Raw genomic sequence first — 18,192 nt, 5'->3', positions numbered from 1 at the left:
GCGTCAGATCTTTTCGGTGAGGGCGCGAGGTGAAAACCCAGCCGCCTCCACCAAGCCGCGCAGCAGGGGTTCGGGCTCGGTGCCCACGGACACCAATTGGGTTTGCCATTCGCCCATGAAGCCTTGCTCGACCACTTGGCCAATGAAGCCCATCAGGCTGTCGTAATAGCCCAGGCTGTTCAAAATGCCGATGGGTTTGTCGTGGTAACCCAGTTGGCGCCAAGTCCAGACTTCAAACAATTCTTCGAACGTGCCAATGCCGCCGGGCAGGGCCAAAAAAGCATTCGACTTTTCGGCCATGAGGCGTTTGCGTTCGTGCATCGTGTCCACCACATGCAATTCGGTGCAAGCGTGGTGTGCCCATTCTTTTTCCACCAAAGCCGTGGGAATGATGCCAACCACCGTGCCGCCAGCGGCCAACGTGGCTTCAGCGACCAAGCCCATCAGGCCATTGCGACCCCCACCGTAGACCAGCTGCCCGCCATGTTGACCAATCCAAGTGCCGACTTGCAGGGCAATTTGTGAAAATTCAGGCCGATTGCCAGGTTTTGAGCCGCAGTACACACACAAGGAAAAGGCAGGCGATGTCCGAGAACCGGCGGTGGCGTGTGTCGGGTTCATGCCAAGCGTTGCCAAAGTGCACCGATCCAAACCCCTAGGCACAACATCAAGCTGAGCAGGACAGCAGCGCTGCCCATGTCTTTGGCACGCTTGGACAAGTCATGCCATTCGGGGCCAATTCGGTCAATGGCCGATTCGATGCAGGTGTTGAGCAACTCAACGATCATGACCAGCACGACCGTGCCGGCCAACAATGCCGTTTCGACCCAGCTTTGTCCCAACCAAAAAGCGAGTGGCAACAAGGCCGTGGCAAAGATGGCTTCTTGGCGAAAGGCTGTTTCCCCCCAGCCTGCACGAAGTCCTTGAAGGGAATACCCTCCCGCATGGAGGACTCGGTTCAGTCCTTTGCGGGCTTTTTGTGGGTTCACGGTATCGGCGGTAGAGGGTGCTTTTGTGGGTTCTTGCATGGAGCGCGAAAAGTCAAAATATTCAGGTGGCTGTCGTGATCAGCCGTGTCCCTGCAATTGCATCATGCCAAAACTGGCCTTGCGGGTGAAAGCGGCTGAGGACAGCCCAGACGGCCACCCAGCCCAAGGTCAAAACAGTCAACTCGACCACAGGCAACCCAAGTGCTGAAGAGACCGCCAAAGGGGGGAGGAACCAAATCCAGCTGGTGAGGTAGCGTTTGAAGGCCGTTTTTCGACTGATTTTTTGACCATCGGTGGCCACAATTTGAATCCGCCAGGTCTTCATGGCCAAGGTCTGACCACGCCGCCACATCCAAATGAAATACAAACCCAAAACCAAAAAGCTAGACGCCTGCAAGCCTGATTTGAGTTGAGGATGGACGTTCATGTCGCCAGGAGCCAACCCTGTCGCCCAATAGGCGGCCACAAAATAAACCAGTCCAGAGGACACCATGACGCCAAACAACAGCATGCCTTCGTAAAGCCAGCAGGCCATGCGGCGCTTGAGTGATGGCGTTGACCTGTGCGGCAGGGATGGAGTGCTGGAGCCTTGGTGCATCATGAGGGTGCTGTTTCAGAGGGGGTCTTGACTCCCTCGGGCATGTCTGTCGGTAAGGGCGTGGGTGCGTTGGGCGTGGGTGTGACCCACGTGGGCGAACGAGGCAAAAGGGTTTTGCGGTCAATCGTGGCGGCCGCTTGAGCGCTGGCCGATGCCTTGATGGGCGTTTGGACCTGGCGATGGGCTTCTAAGGGCTTGATGGTGGGCGCTGCACTCTTGGCTGGACTGGCTGTGCTGGCACTGAGTAAACGCCTTTCTTCTTTAGGCAGCGCTTGGTAGGCCTCCCATTTCGCTTTTTTATCTTCCTTGGGCAAGTTTTGGAATTGATTGAAGTTCAAACGTGCCACATTGCGTTGTTGGGGGCTCAAATCTACCCAATCGGCCATGCGAGAGTGCATGGTGATTTGAGCCTCCACAGGCAATTGGGTGAAGTTTTTGGAAAGGGCAATCCACTTGCTTTGTTGCTGCGAGGTCAATGCACCCCATTGCGCCCCCAGTGGGGCCAGCGCTTGTCTTTGCATGGGGGTGAGTTGTCCCCATTGGGAGCCTGTTGACGCTGGCGAAATTTTGCCTGCGGCTTGATGGCTTGCAGTGGCGGCGCCATTCGTGAATGGGGTGCTTGGGTGCGACAAAGCCGATTGGGCGGCCACATTCATGGCCCCAGCCCCTCCCAAAAAGCCGATACCCACGATCAGCAAATGGTGCAAAAGTGAACAGCGACCCAACAACAGTTCAGTCATTTTGACTCGGCGCACTGGGGTTGAGCTTCAAGAATTGGGCAAAACCAGCGTCGGTGTAGGCGTGAGGCGGCAGCTCGTCGGTCAAAAGAGCCGAATCTGTGGCGGCTATTTCCAGCGCAATGTGCTCATCTTTGGCCCACTGAATGGTCAGGAGACCGACCACCAAGGCCAACAAGGGGACCGAGGAAGCCAAAACACTCCAAACGCCCAAGCCCTCGTCGCCCGATGTCGTCAGCGTGCCATTGGTTTGAATCTGGTTCTGCTCGATGTGTCGGACTTGAGCCGCGGGTGGTCGATGCCCGATCGCCAACTGGCGTGCCACGCGCAGTCGCTCCGCGATGTCGTGAGATAAATCAGGGCTTGCCAATGACAATTGGCCCGAGAGGTGGCGGCCCAATTTGTCCATGTCAGCATCCATTGCGGTGTTCACTTGTTTCATGGTCTGATTCCTTGTGTTCCCAATGCTTTGCTCAGAGCTTGAATTGCCCGAGAACAATGGGTTTTGACGCTGCCTTCTGAGCAGCCCATCACAGCCGCGGTTTGCGCCACGTCATGCTCCTCCCAGTAACGCAGCAAGAAGGCTTCTCGTTGACGTGCCGGCAAAGCCATGACGGCCGTTTCAATGTGTTCGAGTGTCTGAAGTCGGCCTACCCAGTCCTCGGCACTTTCTGAGGAGGCATCCTCGCTGGTATGCGGGCCCACCTCCAGCAGATCGAACCCACCCTCGGCCTCCACTGCGCTGAAATCACTGAGGTTGGTAAAGAGCGCTGTTCTGGTTTTTTGCCGGCGAAACCAATCCAGCGTTGTGTTGGAGAGGATGCGCTGAAACAACAAGGGCAGCTCATCTGCAGGCTTGTCGGCGTAATGCGTGCACAGCTTGATCATGCTGTCTTGCATGATGTCCAGGGCGGCGTCTTCGTTTCTGACATGGTAATAAGTGCGTTTGAACGCCTTTTTTTCCATGTTTTTCAGAAATTCTGCAAGTTCAGAGTCGGATGCCAAAGAATTCATCGCACGCCAAAGCAGTGCGGTCATTGAAGAGAAGAGGCTGAGCCCGGGCACCGATGTCATGCCAAACAGACTCTGAGAATTATGTCACTGGAACACGGTATTTGAGGAATTTGAAGATGGACCCTCTACAAGTGCGATAATGCGAGATTGCAATTGAAAAAAAGCAAACGGATCACCGTCCGGCACTTTTACAGTTTGGTGCCCATGTCTGTGGTCTTAAGTCCCAAAGCCACTTCACAAGAGTTGAGCCCAGGGGCACCCAAGGTTTTTCGTTAGAGAAATTCACAAAGGTTGAATATGGAAATGAACAAGGCCGATGCGGCCAACACAGCTGCGGGCGCCCAAGAATTGCGCGGCGCAGAAATCCTCGTCAAAGCGCTCCAAGCTGAAAACGTGCAGTACGTCTGGGGTTACCCTGGTGGTGCCGTTCTTCACATTTACGACGCTTTCTACAAGCAAGACACCATTCAGCACGTTTTGGTGCGTCACGAGCAAGCGGCCGTGCACGCCGCCGACGGCTTTGCCCGTGCCACGGGCGAGGTGGGTGTGGCGCTGGTCACTTCAGGCCCCGGCCTGACCAACGCGGTAACGGGCATCGCAACGGCCTACATGGACAGCATTCCCATGGTCATCATCAGCGGCCAAGTGCCGACTGCGGCGATCGGTTTGGATGCCTTCCAGGAATGCGACACCGTCGGTATTACACGCCCGATCGTCAAGCACAATTTTTTGGTCAAAGACGCCAAAGACATGGCCGAGGTCATGAAAAAGGCGTTCCACATCGCGCGCAGCGGCCGTCCTGGCCCTGTGGTGGTGGACGTGCCCAAGGACGTTTCATTCAACAAAGTGCTGTATTCGGGCTACCCCGAGTCTGTTGAGATGCGTTCTTACAACCCGGTTCGCAAGGGTCACGGCGGCCAGATCCGCAAAGCTTTGCAGTTGTTGATGGCGGCCAAACGTCCCTACATTTACACAGGCGGTGGTGTGTTGCTGAGCAACGCCAGCGCTGAGCTGCGAGCCTTGGTCGACATGCTCAATGTGCCGGTCACCAACACTTTGATGGGCTTGGGCGCTTTCCCCGCCACCGATCGTCGTTTCCTGGGCATGCTGGGCATGCATGGCACACTCGAAGCGAACAACGCCATGCAAAACTGTGACGTTTTGCTGGCTGTGGGGGCGCGTTTTGACGACCGCGTGATCGGCAACCCCAAACACTTCGCCTCGGTCGATCGAAAAATCATCCACATCGACATTGACCCATCGAGCATTTCCAAGCGTGTCAAAGTGGATGTGCCGATCGTGGGTGATGTGAAAGATGTTTTAACCGAACTCATGGGCATGATCCGTGAATCTGGCCTCAAACCCGACCCACAAGCCTTGGCGCAATGGTGGGAAACCGTAGAAGGCTGGCGCAGTCGCGACTGCATGAAGTACGACAACAGCAACAGTTTGGTCATCAAGCCGCAAAAAGTCATTGAGACTTTGTGGGAGATGACAAAAGACGCGGATGCGTACATCACTTCTGACGTGGGTCAGCACCAGATGTGGGCTGCCCAGTACTACAAGTTCAACGAGCCACGTCGCTGGATCAACTCCGGTGGTTTGGGCACCATGGGCGTCGGCATTCCCTATGCCATGGGCATCAAATTGGCCAAGCCAGACAGCGAAGTGTTTTGCGTGACGGGTGAAGGCTCTGTGCAGATGTGCATCCAGGAGCTCTCGACTTGCCTGCAGTACAACACGCCCATCAAAGTGGTGGCCCTGAACAACGGTTATTTGGGCATGGTGCGCCAATGGCAGGAGATCGATTATTCCGGTCGTTACAGCCACAGCTACATGGACGCTTTGCCCAATTTCGTGAAGTTGGCCGAAGCTTATGGCCATGTTGGCATCTTGGTTGAAAAACCAGAGGATGTGGAGCCTGCCTTGCGCGAAGCCCGCAGACTCAAGGACCGCACGGTTTTCTTGGACATCCGAACGGATCCCACTGAAAACGTGTTCCCGATGGTGCAGGCCGGCAAGGGCATCACCGAGATGCTCATGGGCGTGGAGGACCTGTAATCATGAAACACATCATTGCTGTACTGATTGAAAACGAAGCGGGCGCTTTGTCCCGGGTGGTGGGCTTGTTTTCGGCACGTGGCTACAACATCGAGTCTTTGACCGTGGCCCCGACCGAAGATCCCAGCTTGTCGCGCATGACCATTCAGACCACGGGGTCGGACGACGTGATTGAGCAAATCACCAAGCACCTGAACCGCTTGATTGAGGTGGTCAAGGTCGTGGACTTGACCGAGGGGGCTTACACCGAGCGCGAACTGATGCTGGTGAAGGTGCGTGCCGTCGGTAAGGAGCGCGAAGAAATGAAACGCATGGCCGACATCTTCCGTGGCCGTGTGATTGACGTCACCGACAAGAGCTATACCGTGGAGCTCACCGGCGACCAATCCAAGAACGACGCCTTTTTGGAGGCGATCGACCGCAGCGCTATTTTGGAGACCGTGCGCACGGGTGCATGCGGTATCGGGCGCGGCGAGCGCATCCTGCGCGTCTAAACTCAACTCTTGAAACTGTTTATTCCTAAGGAGAACCCTGTGAAAGTTTTTTACGACAAAGATTGTGATTTGAGCGTCATCAAGGGCAAGACCGTTGCCATCATTGGTTATGGCTCGCAAGGCCACGCTCACGCACAAAACCTGAATGACAGCGGCGTCAAAGTGGTTGTCGGTCTGCGCAAGGGCGGTGCATCGTGGGACAAAGTCGGCAAAGCTGGCTTGACCGTGATGGAAGTGAACGACGCCGTCAAGGCCGCTGACGTGGTCATGATTTTGTTGCCCGACGAACAAATTGCCGAGGTGTACAGCAACAACGTGGCCCCCAACATCAAGCAAGGCGCTTCTTTGGCGTTTGCTCACGGCTTCAACGTGCATTACAACCAAGTGGTTCCACGCGAAGACTTGGATGTGTGGATGGTCGCCCCTAAAGCGCCTGGCCACACTGTGCGCAACACCTACACCCAAGGCGGCGGCGTGCCCCACCTGGTTGCCATTCATCAAGACAAGAGCGGCAAGGCCCGTGCTTTGGCCCTGAGCTACGCCATGGCCAACGGCGGCGGCAAGGCCGGCATCATCGAGACCAACTTCAAAGAAGAGACTGAAACCGACTTGTTCGGTGAACAGGCTGTTTTGTGCGGTGGCGCGGTGGAGCTGATCAAAATGGGTTACGAGACTTTGGTGGAAGCCGGTTACGCCCCTGAAATGGCCTACTTCGAGTGCTTGCACGAGTTGAAGCTGATCGTGGACTTGATCTACGAAGGTGGTATCGGCAACATGAACTACTCGATCTCGAACAACGCCGAATACGGCGAGTACGTGACCGGCCCTGAAGTGATCAATGAGCAGTCGCGCGTGGCCATGCGCAATGCCTTGAAGCGCATTCAAACCGGTGAATACGCCAAGATGTTCATCTTGGAAGGCAAGACCAACTACCCCAGCATGACGGCGCGTCGTCGCTTGACTTCGGAGCACTCCATCGAAGTCGTGGGCGCCCAATTGCGCGCCATGATGCCTTGGATCGCTAAGAACAAGCTGGTTGATAAAACCCGCAACTGATTGCGCCCCAGGGCAAAATCGGAAAAGGCCACTCAGGTGGCCTTTTTTTTGGGCGCTGGGTCTGCCTTAAACTCTGCTGACAATCGACAGGCCCCCAAAACTGCAACAGGAATGGACAATGAACAAAGCCAACGACACCGCTGAAGAATCGGACGGCCCCGCACTGGTGCGCAAGCCTCCCAAGGGCATCTACATGCTGCCCAATATGATCACTTTGGCAGCCTTGTTTGCAGGGTTCTATGCGGTGGTCATGGCCATCAATGGGCGTTTCGACTTGGCCACCGTCGGTATTTTCAGTGCCATGGTGCTCGACAGTCTGGATGGCCGTGTGGCGCGCATGACCAATACCCAAAGCGCGTTTGGTGAACAAATGGATTCGCTGTCGGACATGGTGTCGTTTGGTGCCGCGCCTGCATTGATCGCTTATGTCTGGACTCTGAAAGAATTGGGGCGTTGGGGCTGGATAGCTGCATTTGTTTATTGCGCATGTGCTGCGTTGCGTTTGGCGCGCTTCAATGTCAACACGGGGGTGGTCGATAAACGCTACTTCCAGGGCCTGCCATCACCTGCCGCAGCCGCTTTGGTCATGGGCTTTGTTTGGATCATGTTTGAAAACGCTGTGCCCGCCAAGACCGTCGCATGGGGCATGTTTGCCGTTTGCCTGTTCGCCGGCTTGACCATGGTGACCAATGTGCCTTTTTACAGCTTCAAAGATATGCACATGAAAAAGAGCGTGCCGTTTGCCACGCTCGTCTTGGTGGCCTTGGGCATTGCGGCCGTGAACATCGATCCTCCGACGGTTTTGTTCGGAATATTTGTGGCGTACGGTTTGAGTGGTTACGTGGTTTATGTTTGGCGCAAGGCCAAAGGTCAGCCCACCAGCATGATCAGCACCTCCACCGATGAGCCGGATGAACGCGGTTTGCATCAGTGATGTCCTGTGCAGGACAGTTGAGGTGATGAAATGTGCTACAGTGTTTCTATGAATTTTTCTTTGTTTGCACTACTGCTAGCGCCTCTCGGGCGGGATGTGTAGCGCACGCAAACATTTTCCCGAAAGGCCCGAATGCCATCCGCATCGGGCCTTTTGCATTTTTGCTTGGACGTGCGGGTTTTTTGACCAGGAGTGAACATGACTGACAAACTGATTATTTTCGACACCACCTTGCGCGACGGCGAGCAATCCCCCGGCGCCTCCATGACCCGTGATGAAAAGTTGCGCATTGCCCGTCAGTTGGAACGACTGCGCGTGGATGTCATCGAAGCCGGTTTCGCTGCCAGCTCCAATGGTGATTTTGAAGCGGTCAAAACCATCGCCGATGCGATCAAGGATTCGACCATTTGCTCTTTGTCCCGCGCCAATGACCGTGACATTTCGCGTGCTGCAGAGGCCCTGAAAGGCGCCAACAGCGGCCGCATTCACACCTTCATTGCCACGTCACCCCTGCACATGGAAAAGAAGTTGCGCATGACCCCCGATCAGGTGTTTGAGCAGGCCAAGCAATCTGTGCGATTTGCCCGCAATTTGGTGGGCGATGTGGAGTTCAGTCCCGAAGACGGCTACCGCAGTGATATGGATTTTCTTTGCCGCATTCTCGAAGCGGTGATTTCGGAAGGCGCGACCACCATCAACGTGCCTGACACCGTGGGTTATGCCGTGCCCGAGTTGTACGGCGAGTTCATCCGCACTTTGCGCGAGCGCATCCCCAACTCTGACAAAGCCATCTGGTCGGTGCATTGCCACAATGATCTGGGCATGGCGGTGGCCAACTCTTTGGCGGGAGTCAAGATCGGTGGGGCCCGACAAGTCGAGTGCACCATCAATGGATTGGGTGAGCGTGCAGGCAACTGCTCGCTCGAAGAAGTGGTCATGGCCGTCAAAACACGGCGCGACTATTTCGGTTTGGACATTGGCATTGACACCAGCCACATTGTGGCCGCCAGTCGCATGGTCAGCCAAACTACCGGTTTTGTCGTCCAACCCAACAAGGCGGTGGTCGGCGCCAATGCGTTCGCGCACGCTTCGGGTATTCACCAAGATGGCGTGCTCAAGGCCCGCGATACGTACGAAATCATGCGGGCCGAAGACGTGGGTTGGACCACCAACAAGATTGTGTTGGGCAAACTCAGCGGGCGCAATGCGTTCAAGCAGCGCTTGCAAGATCTGGGTGTCACCTTGGACAGCGAGACCGAAATCAACAACGCTTTTGCAAAGTTCAAGGAATTGGCTGATCGCAAGAGCGAGATTTTCGATGAGGACATCCTGGCCTTGGTGGGCGATGAGAGCGTGACCGCAGAAAAAGAACAGTACGGCTTCGTGTCCATGTCACAACGCAGTGAAACGGGTGAGCGTCCGCATGCCTCGGTGGTGTTCACGGTCCAAGGCAAGGAAGTTCGGACTGAATCGGATGGCAATGGCCCTGTGGATGCCTCTCTCAAGGCCATCGAGTCCCACATCAAAAGTGGTGCAGAAATGGTGTTGTATTCGGTCAACGCCATCAGCGGCTCGACCGAGAGCCAAGGCGAGGTGACCGTGCGATTGCAAAACAGCGGCCGCGTCGTCAATGGTGTCGGGTCGGATCCCGATATCGTTGTGGCGTCCGCCAAAGCCTACCTCAGTGCCCTGAACAAATTGCAGAGCAAAGCCGATCGGGTCGCTGCCCAAGGTTGAAATGCATCTTTTAGATGTACTTTTCGGCTTCAATAAAGTCACGCAAGTTGTTGTTCTTGCGTGACTTTTTTTATTTGAGTACACTCTTGTAAGATTCAGCAATTGACAGATACAGAATGACCCCGATGCGATCAGGTTTTACTTTTTTTTCTTCCCTGAGCGGACCTACATTGAGGGAAATGGCCGCGGCCATGGTGGGTTGCGCGTTGTGTGTGAGTTTGCTGTTGCCAGCACCCGTTTGGGCGCAGAGCAAGTCCACAACCGATAAAAAGCGTCCTGTTGCGACGGCTTCAAAATCGATCAAGAAACCCATTAAAAAAACCGTCAGCAAGAAGTCGAGCCCAGCGGCAGCCAAAGCCAGTGCTAAGCGGCTCAATGTCGCACAAGCTTCTGTGGCTCCCCTGCGCGCCTCACATGGCCAGTTGGCTGGCCTCCACACAGCGGCAGACCCTTTGGATCTGCATTCGAGCGTGGCTTTGGTCATTGACCAAGACACCCGGGAAGTGTTGTTTCGTAAAAATGACAACGCGGTATTGCCCATTGCCTCGTTGACCAAACTCATGACCGGTTTGGTGATTTCTGAAGCCCAGTTGCCCATGTCGGAGATGATCACCATCACGCAGGCCGACGTGGACACCGAAAAAGGCAGCTCTTCGCGGTTGGCCGTGGGTACCGTTCTCAGCCGGGGTGATTTGTTGCATTTGTCACTGATGTCCAGCGAAAACAGAGCCGCTCATGCCTTAGGTCGCAGTTTTCCGGGTGGCTTGGATCAGTTTGTCAAGCGCATGAATCTGCGTGCACAAGCGCTGGGCATGTCCGACACGCGGTATGTGGAGCCTACGGGTTTGTCCAGTCGCAACCAGTCCAGTGCCAATGATTTGGCGGTCTTGGTGGCTGCCGCCTACAAAGAGCCTGTTTTGCGCGAACTGTCGACTTCACATGGTCGCGAAATTGAGGTGGGCCGCCGTACCCTCCAGTACAACAACACCAACCGTTTGGTGAAAAGCGCCAATTGGGACATTGGTCTGCAAAAAACAGGATACATCTCAGAAGCTGGTCAGTGCCTGGTGATGCAAGCCCGCGTATCGGGTCGGAAATTGATCATGGTTTTTTTGGATTCAGCAGGCAAACTCAGCCGCATCGCTGACGCTGAGCGTGTGCGTCGTTGGGTTGAAAAATCTGCCGGTCACTCCGCCACGCGACACTCCGCTTTGACAGAACACCAACCTGGTTGATGCCTCTGTGGTCGAGAAAAACCCCGCGATGCGGGGTTTTTTTGCGCCTGTCCATTCACTTGGAAGGGGTCATTGGTGCCCGTGGTAACCCAGAGTGCGGGAGATGTCGTGCGCGGTGGCTTGGAGTTTCGGTAGCCAGCCTTCGTCCAGGCGGTCCGCTGGCGCCGAGATGGACAGACCTGCCAGCAATTTGCCCTGGTCATCGTAAATGCCGGCAGCAATGCACCGCACGCCCAGCTCCAACTCTTCATTGTCGCGTGCAATGCCATATTGTTTCACCCTGGACAGTTCACGCTCGAGCACTTGCAATTGCGTGATGCTGTTGCGCGTTTGACCCAGCAAGCCTGTTCTCGTGGCGTAAGAACGGACCCGCAAAGGGTCATCGGCAGCCAGAAAAAGTTTGCCTACGGAGGTTAAATGCAGCGGGGCACGCCCACCGATGGCGCGAACGACTTGCATGCCTGAGCGTTCGCTGTATGCGCGTTCGATGTAGACGATCTCATCGCCTTGTCGCATGCTCAGGTTCACCGGTTGTTGGATCAATTTGTGCAAATCGCGCATGGGTGCCAAAGCTGCATCACGCACATTCAAGCGACCTTTGACCAAATTACCCAATTCCAATAGCCGCATGCCCAAACGGTAATTGCCCGCTTCCGGCCGGTCAACGAATCGACCCGTGGCCAAATCATTCAAGATGCGGTGTGCCGTTGAGGGATGCAGGCCCGTCTTTTCGCTGATCTCTTTCAGTGAGATGGCTTCCGAGCGAGAGGCCAGTACATCGATCAGCGTGAACATGCGCTCAATGACTTGGATGGTGGGTGTCGGCGTGAAGGAGGGGTCTTTTTTCATGGTGTCGTTGCTCGTCTTTAAAATTTTACACTGTGAAAATTTCAAACATTCACGGCAAAGGCTGCCACTGGCCCTGAACCCTGATTTCGCAAGGTAAAAATCGAGATTTGTACTTCATTTTGGGGCTGGCTTCAATCCAGTAGCCCAAGTACACATAGGGCAGCTTCAATTGGCGGGCTTGATCGATCTGCCAAAGCACACCAAATGTGCCATAACTGGCCGCATCCTGAGGTTCGTAAAAGGTATACACCGCTGACAAACCGTGGTTCAGGATATCCACGATGCTGACCATTTTGAGTTCGCCCAACTCTCCGTTGGGAGCGGCCGCCCGAAACTCAATGATTCTGGAGTTGACCCGGCTTTGCAGCAAAAATTGTTGGTATTGGTCGACACTGTCTTGGTCCATGCCACCACCCGCATGGCGATGCGTTTGGTATCGCAAGTACAGGGCGTAATGATCGGGGTCAAATTGCAAATCAACCACGCGAACCTGCATGTGCTGGTGATCCCGCCACGCCCGGCGCTGGCTGCGATCTGGTTGAAATGCGCCCACGTTCACGCGCATGGGCAGGCAAGCTTGGCAGCCATCGCAGTAAGGCCGGTAGGTGAACAAACCACTGCGGCGAAAGCCTTGTTCCACCAGATCCGAGTAGACCTCGTTATGGATCAGGTGGCTCGGTGTGGCCACCTGCGAGCGGGCCGACCGATCGGGCAGGTAACTGCAGTCATAAGCCGCAGTGGCATAAAACTGCAAGGATTGCAGGGGAAGTTCGTTCAAGTGGGTCACGTCACGCTGTCCAAATTCGACAACACATCCCAGTATAGAGTTTGGGTTGCCCATGGCACGGGTGGATGACCTTGCGCTTGTTGGACATGCCTCACAAAGTCGGCGCGGGGTATTTCGGAGGCACCCAATGAAGCCAGATGCGCCGTGTTTTGCTGGCAGTCAATGGCGACAATGCCGTGTTGCAGACAAACACTCACCAACATGGCCAATGCCATTTTGGAGCCATCTGTGACGGTGGTGAACATCGACTCGCCAAACACGGCATGACCGAGCGCCACAAAATAAAGTCCAGCCACCAACCCGCCGTCCACCCAAAGCTCGGCACTGTGGGCCAGTCCCATCAGGTGCAAGGCTTGGTACGCCTTGACCATCTCGGGCACGATCCATGTGCCATCCTGCCCTTTTCTGGGGGTTCGGCTGCAGCGCTCGATGACTTGCTGAAAGTCGCGGTCAAAACACAGTGAAAAGTTCGGCTGCAGTAGCCCCCGCTTGAGTGCCTGTCTCAGTGAGCGGTGCAACCTGAAGTTTTGCGGACGCAACACCATGCGGGGATCTGGGCTCCACCAGAGCACGGGTTGGCCGGTGCTGTACCAGGGAAAAATCCCTTGGCTGTAGGACTCGACAAGCCGCAGGGCGGACAACTCGCTGCTCGCTGCGACCAAGCCTGGGGCGGGGGAGTGCGGTCCCCAAGCTTGGTCCGGTGTGGGCAAAGCTTGTCCCACTTCAATCCATGTCAGTGGGGGCGCAAAAGGGTGACTTGGCATACCTGCATTACACATGAAAAGCGTGCTGGAACCAGGCCAAAGGCGGTACCCGCAGCATATTTTGGGTTTATCCTTCAGCGCGGTAGTCGCCTCTTTGTGGAGTCGCTATCCTCAGTCAATCGCGAATGTATGACCTCTTCAGCTGATTTTTGGTGTCGGGCCGATTGGCCCGCACCTGCACATGTCCGCACCTTGATGACCGATCGTCGAGGCGGTGTTTCATCGCCACCATGGGACAGCATGAATGTGGGAGACCATGTGGGCGATGCGATCGACCACGTTCAAATCAATCGACAGCGGCTTCAATCGGCTGTGGGTGCCCCCATGGTTTTTTTGAAACAGGTCCACGGCCAGCGCGTGGTCCTGCTCGATGCATCGAGCAGCCATGGCACCGAAGCGGACGCTTGCATTGCCCTGGGGCCGCAAGCCGCTTGCACCATCATGGTGGCCGATTGTTTGCCCGTTTTGATGTGTGACACACGCGGCCAGTGGGTGGCCGCGGCCCACGCGGGTTGGCGTGGCTTGGTCGGTGAGGCGGGCGGGGGGGTGCTGGAGTCCTTGCGCCGCAGTGCACCAGTGGCGCAGACCCGAGTCGAGGATATCTTGGTGTGGCTTGGGCCTTGCATAGGGCCGCAAGCCTTTGAAGTGGGGACTGAGGTGCGGGAAGTTTTTTGTCAGCAAGATGCCGCTGCAACCGACCATTTCAAGCCCTCAAAGTCTGGGAAATGGCTTGCTGATTTGGCGGGACTGGCGCGGCAGCGTCTGCGCCAAATGGGCATTGAGCAGATTTACGGCAATGACAGCCAAGCCCAGTGGTGCACGGCCACCAACTCAGTCCGCTTCTTTTCTCACCGGCGAGACGGTGCCACTTTGGGGCAGTCCGGTCGCATGGCCGCTTGCATCTGGCTGGCCTTCTGAGGCCTTGGTTTCAAGTGCACCAAGGCGCAATCGTTCTTTTCGCCGCAGTGGGGTTCCCATGATGTAGACCACCAAAGACATGGGCAGCAGACCGTACAACAAAAATGTGATGATGCCGCCCAACACGGTGCCCTGGGTGCTCAGTGCCTCAGCCAAACCCATCAGCAAGGTGACGTACAACCAAGCAATAACGATCAAGTACATTTTTTTAGACTTTGTAATTTAGGCGACATCAAATTGACAGATACTGAAGGGTAAATAAATTAGTTGGTCGATTTTCCAGGAGACAAGGCATGAGCGGTACCGCGCCAGAATTTTGGGCCCAAATGAGCGAGGGTTTTCAGCAAAACTTGAGCAAAAGCTGGGGGCAGGCCATGCAGCATTTTCAAACCATTGACCTGGGGGGGCTCCAAGCGACGCCCGATGTTGCTGCACCCCTCAAATTCTCCCCTGGAAAGTTGCAAAACCTGCAGGGCCAGTATTTCAAGGAGGCCTCAGACCTGTGGAATCAAAGCTTGCACAACAGTTTGCAAGTCAAAGACCGGCGGTTTTCTGCTGAGGCTTGGACAGCGAACCCTGTTGCCACATTCAACGCCGCCACTTACCTGCTCAACGCCCGCACTCTGATGGGTTTGGCCGATGCGGTGGATGCGGATGAAAAAACACGCACACGTATCCGCTTTGCCATTGAACAATGGGTGGCTGCATCGGCCCCCAGTAACTTTCTGGCTTTCAATGCCGAGGCCCAAAAGAAAGCGATCGAGACCCAAGGCGAAAGCATCGCCAAAGGCCTCCAGAATCTGATGCATGACCTGCAGCAAGGTCATGTCTCGATGACCGATGAAAGCCTGTTTGAAGTGGGCAAAAACGTGGCCACCACCGAAGGTGCAGTCGTTTTCGAAAACGAGTTTTTCCAGCTGATCGAATACAAGCCGCTCACTGCCAAGGTGTATGAAAAGCCGTTTTTACTCGTGCCGCCTTGCATCAACAAGTTCTACATCCTGGATCTGCAGCCTGAAAACTCGCTCATCCGCTATGCCGTGAGCCAGGGGCACCGGACTTTTGTGGTGAGCTGGCGCAACCCCGATGAGTCCATGAAGGACAAGACTTGGGACGACTACATCGAACACGCCGCCATCGAGGCGATCCACACGGTCCAAGCCATCACCGGTGCGCCCAAGATCAACGCCTTGGGTTTTTGCGTTGGCGGCACCATTTTGTCCACGGCCTTGGCCGTGCTGGCTGCGCGTGGGGACAAACCGGTGGCCAGTGCCACCTTCCTCACGACGCTGATCAACTTCACCGACACCGGCATTCTGGATGTGTTCATTGACGAGAATTTCGTCAAGTTCCGCGAACAGCAAATGGGCCAAGGCGGCTTGCTCAAAGGTCAGGACTTGGCCTCCACCTTCAGTTTTTTGCGCCCGAACGATTTGGTGTGGAATTACGTGGTGGGCAACTACCTCAAGGGTGAGACACCACCGCCTTTTGACCTGCTCTACTGGAACAGCGATTCGACCAACTTGCCCGGCCCTTTCTATGCCTGGTATTTGCGCAACACCTATCTGGAAAACAACTTGGTCAAGCCCGGCAAGGTCAAGGTGTGTGGCGAAGCCATTGACCTCGGCAAGGTCGACATGCCGGTCTACATTTACGGCTCACGTGAAGACCACATCGTGCCCATCGGCGGTGCCTATGCCAGCACACAAGTGCTGCCTGGTAAAAAGCGTTTTGTGATGGGAGCCTCTGGGCACATCGCGGGCGTGATCAACCCGCCTGCGGCCAAAAAGCGCAGCCATTGGTTGAGCGAGGACAGCAAATTTCCCGCCGATGTGAACGACTGGATTGCCAACGCCCAAGAGGTGCCCGGCAGCTGGTGGACCGATTGGTCGGATTGGCTCAAAGGCCATGCGGGCAAGCAAATTGCCGCGCCCAAGGCCTATGGCAAAGCCACCCAATTCAAAGGCATCGAGGCGGCCCCGGGTCGCTACGTCAAAGCCAAAGCCTGATTATTCATCCTACGGAGACTTGAAAATGGAAGACATCGTTATCGTTGCAGCCGCCCGCACTGCGGTGGGCAAGTTTGGTGGCTCGCTCGCCAAAACCCCCGCGACTGAGCTGGGCAGTATCGTCATCAAAGGATTGCTTGAGCGCAGTGGCTTGCCGGTGGACGCCATTGGTGAAGTCATCATGGGCCAGGTTCTGGCCGCAGGCGTGGGCCAAAACCCCGCCCGTCAAGCCATGATGAAAGCCGGTGTGGCCAAGGAAACGCCGGCCCTCACCATCAACGCCGTGTGCGGCTCGGGCCTGAAGGCCGTGATGTTGGCAGCCCAAGCTGTGGCCTGGGGTGACAGCGAGATCGTCATCGCCGGTGGCCAAGAAAACATGAGCGCCAGCCCGCATGTTTTGAACGGCAGCCGCGATGGCCAGCGCATGGGCGACTGGAAAATGACCGATACCATGATCGTGGACGGCTTGTGGGATGTGTACAACCAGTACCACATGGGCATCACCGCCGAAAATGTGGCCAAGGCCCACGGCATCACGCGTGAAATGCAGGACGCGTTGGCCGCGGGCAGCCAAAGCAAGGCGGCGGCTGCGCAAGAAGCGGGCAAGTTCAAAGACGAAATCGTCGATGTGATGATTCCCCAGCGCAAGGGCGACGCCTTGGTGTTCAACACCGATGAATTCATCAACAAGAAAACCAGCCAAGAGGTGCTGGCCGGTCTGCGCCCAGCTTTTGACAAGGCGGGCAGCGTGACCGCGGGCAATGCATCAGGCATCAACGACGGCGCAGCCGCCGTGATGGTCATGACCGCCAAGAAAGCGGCGTCTTTGGGCCTCAAGCCCTTGGCCCGCATTGCCGCATTTGGCACCAGCGGTCTGGATCCGGCCCACATGGGCATGGGCCCGGTGCCCGCCTCACAAAAGGCGCTGGCCCGTGCCGGCTGGAAAGCCCAGGATGTGGACTTGTTCGAACTCAACGAAGCCTTTGCCGCACAAGCTTGCGCCGTCAACCGTGCTTTGGACATTGATCCGGCCAAAGTCAACGTCAACGGTGGTGCGATCGCGATCGGTCACCCCATTGGCGCGTCCGGTTGCCGCATTTTGGTGACCTTGCTGCATGAAATGCAGCGCACCCAAGCCAACAAGGGCTTGGCTGCGCTGTGCATTGGCGGCGGCATGGGCGTGTCGCTGGCCATCGAGCGCGTCTGAGTTCAAGTTCCCTGTCATTTCAACCACTCATCAAAATGGAGACAAACATGAGTCAAAAAGTAGCGTACGTCACAGGTGGCATGGGCGGTATCGGTACCGCGATCTGCCAACGCCTTCACCAAGAGGGCTTCAAGGTCATCGCCGGTTGCGGCCCGACCCGTGACTACACCAAATGGCTGGACGAGCAAAAAGCCCAGGGCTTCACTTTCTATGCATCGGTCGGCAATGTGGGTGATTGGGATTCCACGGTTGAAGCCTTTACCAAGGCCAAAGCCGAGCATGGTCCGATCGACGTCTTGGTCAACAACGCCGGCATCACCAAGGACCGCATGTTCCTGAAGATGACCCGCGAAGACTGGCAAGCGGTGATGAACACCAACCTGGACTCCATGTTCAACGTGACCAAACAAGTGGTTGCCGACATGGTCGAAAAAGGCTGGGGTCGCATCATCAACATCAGCTCGGTCAACGGCGAAAAAGGCCAGGCCGGTCAGACCAACTACTCGGCCGCCAAAGCGGGTATGCACGGTTTCTCGATGGCCTTGGCCCAAGAGTTGGCCACCAAGGGCGTGACGGTCAACACCGTTTCCCCTGGCTACATCGGCACCGACATGGTCAACGCCATTCGACCCGACGTGCTCGAGAAAATCGTGGCCACCGTGCCTGTTAAGCGCTTGGGCAAGCCCAGCGAAATCGCGTCCATCATCGCCTGGATGGCCAGCGAAGATGGTGGCTACACCACCGGTGCTGACTTCGCTGTCAACGGCGGTCTGCACATGGGTTGAAGCGCCAGCATTCGACGC

19 protein-coding genes are annotated in these 18,192 nt (G+C 56.1%); 10 read left to right on the top strand and 9 right to left on the bottom strand.

The features are described 5' to 3' along the window. Positions 1 to 3: 3 nt before the first annotated feature. From ACHEXK_RS08985 to ACHEXK_RS08960, 6 genes are all read right to left on the bottom strand, one after another. Positions 4 to 621, bottom strand: coding sequence for a TIGR00730 family Rossman fold protein (locus tag ACHEXK_RS08985; RefSeq protein ID WP_416545383.1), 618 nt, complete (start codon positions 619 to 621; stop codon positions 4 to 6). After that, positions 618 to 1,028 (bottom strand): diacylglycerol kinase, encoded by a 411-nt coding sequence (locus ACHEXK_RS08980; RefSeq protein ID WP_416545381.1) that lies wholly within the window; start codon positions 1,026 to 1,028, stop codon positions 618 to 620. Before ACHEXK_RS08980 ends, ACHEXK_RS08985 begins: the two co-directional genes overlap by 4 nt. Before the next feature lie 22 nt (positions 1,029 to 1,050). Then, complete coding sequence (locus ACHEXK_RS08975) at positions 1,051 to 1,524, bottom strand: RDD family protein (RefSeq protein WP_416548911.1); 474 nt, start codon at positions 1,522 to 1,524, stop codon at positions 1,051 to 1,053. A gap of 62 nt (positions 1,525 to 1,586) precedes the next feature. Continuing rightward, entirely contained in the window at positions 1,587 to 2,327 is a 741-nt protein-coding gene (locus tag ACHEXK_RS08970) for a DUF3106 domain-containing protein (protein WP_416545379.1), read from the bottom strand. After that, on the bottom strand, positions 2,320 to 2,766 hold the full coding sequence (locus ACHEXK_RS08965) for a DUF3619 family protein (RefSeq protein WP_416545377.1): 447 nt from the start codon (positions 2,764 to 2,766) through the stop codon (positions 2,320 to 2,322). Before ACHEXK_RS08965 ends, ACHEXK_RS08970 begins: the two co-directional genes overlap by 8 nt. After that, positions 2,763 to 3,329 carry an RNA polymerase sigma factor gene (locus tag ACHEXK_RS08960; protein WP_416548909.1) on the bottom strand — a complete coding sequence of 189 codons (567 nt, stop codon included), beginning with the start codon at positions 3,327 to 3,329 and terminating at the stop codon, positions 2,763 to 2,765. Before ACHEXK_RS08960 ends, ACHEXK_RS08965 begins: the two co-directional genes overlap by 4 nt. A 306-nt stretch (positions 3,330 to 3,635) precedes the next feature. On the opposite strand from ACHEXK_RS08960, the gene ACHEXK_RS08955 reads away from it, so the two are divergent. The 6 genes from ACHEXK_RS08955 to ACHEXK_RS08930 all read left to right on the top strand — a co-directional run bounded on the left by ACHEXK_RS08955 (position 3,636) and on the right by ACHEXK_RS08930 (position 10,855). After that, positions 3,636 to 5,399 (top strand): acetolactate synthase 3 catalytic subunit, encoded by a 1,764-nt coding sequence (locus ACHEXK_RS08955; RefSeq protein WP_416545375.1) that lies wholly within the window; start codon positions 3,636 to 3,638, stop codon positions 5,397 to 5,399. Between the two features lie 2 nt (positions 5,400 to 5,401). Beyond that, the gene (gene ilvN, locus ACHEXK_RS08950) at positions 5,402 to 5,893 is read left to right on the top strand and encodes an acetolactate synthase small subunit (RefSeq protein WP_053175395.1); all 492 of its coding nucleotides are present in this window, start codon (positions 5,402 to 5,404) and stop codon (positions 5,891 to 5,893) included. 39 nt (positions 5,894 to 5,932) lie between these two features. Continuing rightward, positions 5,933 to 6,949 (top strand): ketol-acid reductoisomerase, encoded by a 1,017-nt coding sequence (gene ilvC / locus ACHEXK_RS08945; RefSeq protein WP_416545373.1) that lies wholly within the window; start codon positions 5,933 to 5,935, stop codon positions 6,947 to 6,949. 118 nt (positions 6,950 to 7,067) lie between these two features. Next, on the top strand, positions 7,068 to 7,883 hold the full coding sequence (gene pssA, locus ACHEXK_RS08940) for a CDP-diacylglycerol--serine O-phosphatidyltransferase (protein ID WP_416545371.1): 816 nt from the start codon (positions 7,068 to 7,070) through the stop codon (positions 7,881 to 7,883). Between the two features lie 198 nt (positions 7,884 to 8,081). After that, positions 8,082 to 9,620: a 2-isopropylmalate synthase gene (locus tag ACHEXK_RS08935; RefSeq protein WP_416545369.1), complete on the top strand. Its 1,539-nt coding sequence runs from the start codon at positions 8,082 to 8,084 to the stop codon at positions 9,618 to 9,620. Positions 9,621 to 9,811: 191 nt separating this feature from the next. After that, positions 9,812 to 10,855, top strand: coding sequence for a serine hydrolase (locus ACHEXK_RS08930; RefSeq protein WP_416548907.1), 1,044 nt, complete (start codon positions 9,812 to 9,814; stop codon positions 10,853 to 10,855). Between the two features lie 69 nt (positions 10,856 to 10,924). On the opposite strand, the gene ACHEXK_RS08925 is transcribed toward ACHEXK_RS08930, so the two are convergent. Genes ACHEXK_RS08925 through aat form a run of 3 tightly spaced genes read right to left on the bottom strand, consistent with a single transcriptional unit; the run spans position 10,925 to position 13,255 of the window. Next, the gene (locus ACHEXK_RS08925) at positions 10,925 to 11,704 is read right to left on the bottom strand and encodes an IclR family transcriptional regulator (RefSeq protein WP_416545367.1); all 780 of its coding nucleotides are present in this window, start codon (positions 11,702 to 11,704) and stop codon (positions 10,925 to 10,927) included. A 49-nt stretch (positions 11,705 to 11,753) separates the two neighbouring features. Continuing rightward, positions 11,754 to 12,491, bottom strand: a complete 738-nt coding sequence (locus ACHEXK_RS08920; RefSeq protein WP_416545365.1) for an arginyltransferase — start codon at positions 12,489 to 12,491, stop codon at positions 11,754 to 11,756. Then, positions 12,488 to 13,255 (bottom strand): leucyl/phenylalanyl-tRNA--protein transferase, encoded by a 768-nt coding sequence (aat, locus tag ACHEXK_RS08915; RefSeq protein ID WP_416545363.1) that lies wholly within the window; start codon positions 13,253 to 13,255, stop codon positions 12,488 to 12,490. Before aat ends, ACHEXK_RS08920 begins: the two co-directional genes overlap by 4 nt. Before the next feature lie 195 nt (positions 13,256 to 13,450). Here aat and pgeF point away from each other — a divergent pair, with 195 nt between their 5' ends. The 4 genes from pgeF (at position 13,451) to phbB (ending at position 18,174) form a co-directional block, all read left to right on the top strand. Continuing rightward, positions 13,451 to 14,173, top strand: a complete 723-nt coding sequence (pgeF, locus tag ACHEXK_RS08910; RefSeq protein WP_416545361.1) for a peptidoglycan editing factor PgeF — start codon at positions 13,451 to 13,453, stop codon at positions 14,171 to 14,173. 293 nt (positions 14,174 to 14,466) lie between these two features. Continuing rightward, positions 14,467 to 16,182, top strand: a complete 1,716-nt coding sequence (locus ACHEXK_RS08905) for a PHA/PHB synthase family protein (RefSeq protein WP_416545359.1) — start codon at positions 14,467 to 14,469, stop codon at positions 16,180 to 16,182. A gap of 25 nt (positions 16,183 to 16,207) precedes the next feature. Beyond that, entirely contained in the window at positions 16,208 to 17,389 is a 1,182-nt protein-coding gene (locus tag ACHEXK_RS08900) for an acetyl-CoA C-acetyltransferase (protein WP_416545357.1), read from the top strand. A 47-nt stretch (positions 17,390 to 17,436) separates the two neighbouring features. Next, positions 17,437 to 18,174, top strand: a complete 738-nt coding sequence (gene phbB / locus ACHEXK_RS08895; RefSeq protein WP_416545355.1) for an acetoacetyl-CoA reductase — start codon at positions 17,437 to 17,439, stop codon at positions 18,172 to 18,174. The last annotated feature ends 18 nt before the right edge of the window (positions 18,175 to 18,192 follow it).

This window comes from Limnohabitans sp. DCL3, assembly GCF_048019295.1.
Taxonomy (GTDB): Bacteria; Pseudomonadota; Gammaproteobacteria; order Burkholderiales; family Burkholderiaceae_C; genus Limnohabitans_A.
Note: the sequence above shows the minus strand (reverse complement) of the source record. Positions and strands in the feature narration are given on the sequence as shown.